Origin of the sequence: Sphingomonas sp. (assembly GCF_036387595.1) — a bacterium.
Classification (GTDB): Bacteria; Pseudomonadota; Alphaproteobacteria; order Sphingomonadales; family Sphingomonadaceae; genus Sphingomonas.
This window is the reverse complement of record NZ_DASVTL010000066.1, coordinates 1-1,687: the sequence shown is the minus strand read 5'-3', so window position 1 is coordinate 1,687 and position 1,687 is coordinate 1. Positions and strand designations below refer to the sequence as shown.

Sequence of the window (1,687 nt, the reverse complement as noted above, 5' to 3'; positions counted from 1 at the left end):
GTCCCGCCTTCCGCCGTTCACCGGCCCGCGACTACCCCGGCGGCGACCTGAAACTACCCCCGCCTGGCCCCCAAACGCGCCCCGGCAACCCTATCGCCATGTCAACACCCGCGCGATTCGCACCAAACCATAGACCAGCCGCCCCAGCACGCCCGACGCAGCAAATAGAGAACCGCACATATAAAACCACTATGACGACCTCGCTTTCTTTCATGAACAACGGCGGCGAAATCGGCGCCCTCATGCGCGCCCACGATTGGTCCACCTCTTGCCTTGGCGATCCGCATACCTGGCCGCAGTCGCTGCGCTCGGTCGTCTCCGCCTGCATCAATTCGCCCATCCTCGGCGCCATCCTGTGGGGCCCCGACCTGTGCATGCTCTATAACGATGCCTACGCCCCTTCCCTCGCCGACCGCCACCCCGCCGCCCTCGGCAGACCAGTGGCCGAAGTCTGGGGCAGCGCTTGGGATCAAGTCGCCCCACAATTCCATGAGGCCATGCAAACCGGTATCGGCTTTTCCAGCACTAACGTCGAGCTGACGATCCTGCGAAACGGCCAGCTGGAACAGACGATCTGGAATTTCGCGGCAGCCCCCATCACCGGCGAGGACGGCACCATCGCCGGCCTGTTCAACCAGGGTATCGAGATCACCGAACAGGTGCGCCGGGAACGCGCCATCCATCAGGCCAAGGAGTCGCTCGAACGGACCGTCGATGAAACCACCCGCGACCGCAACCGCCTGTGGGAACTGTCCGCCGATATCATGCTCCGCTGCGGCTTCGACGGCGAAATCAAGACCGTCAATCCGGCCTGGAAAGATATGCTGGGCTGGGACGAGGCCGATCTCGTCGGCGCTAATCTGATGAAGCTGCTCCACCCCGACGATCTCGACCGCAGCATCGCCGGCGTCCAGGTCCTTGCCGACGGCGGCTACTATACCCGCTTCGATAACCGCTATCGCCATCGGGACGGCACTTATCGCTGGATCTCGTGGTCCGCCCAGGCCGATGCCGACAGCATCTATGCCGTCGGCCGCGATTTCACGTCGGAACGAGAAAACGCGGAGGCGCTCCGCTCGGCCGAGGACGCCCTGCGCCAGGCTCAGAAGATGGAGGCCGTCGGCCAACTCACCGGCGGCTTGGCGCATGACTTTAATAATTTGCTGGCGGGCGTGAACGGCAGCTTGGAGCTGATGGAGCTGCGCGCCAGCCAGGGACGCTTCGCCGATATCGCCCGCTATATCGAGGTCGCCAGCGATGCCGCCAAGCGCGCCGCCGCGCTGACCCATCGCTTGCTGGCCTTTTCGCGCCAGCAAACCCTCGATCCGAAACCGACCGACGTCAACCGCCTCGTGCTGGGCATGGAGGATCTGGTGCGCCGCACCGTCGGCCCCGCCGTGAAGATCGAGGTGGCCAGCGCGCCCGATCTGTGGACCGCGCTGGTCGATGCGTCGCAACTGGAAAATTCGCTGCTGAACCTGTGCATCAACGCGCGCGATGCGATGCCCGACGGCGGTTCGATTCGGATCACGACCGCCAACCATTGGCTCGACCAGAAGGCGGCGCTGGCCCAGCAATTGCCCGAGGGCGCCTACTTGTCGCTGAGCGTGACCGATTCCGGCGTCGGCATCCCGCCCGAGGTCATGGGCCGCGTGTTCGAGCCGTTCTTTACCACCAAGCAGCCCGG

The 1,687-nt window shown here is 64.7% G+C and carries 1 protein-coding gene; it reads left to right on the top strand.

Annotated features, from left to right (window positions below; all coding sequences use genetic code 11):
* Nucleotides 1-191 precede the first annotated feature (191 nt).
* A partial coding sequence (locus tag VF643_RS05450) for a hybrid sensor histidine kinase/response regulator (protein WP_331042361.1) occupies nucleotides 192-1,687 on the top strand: 1,496 nt, incomplete at its 3' end.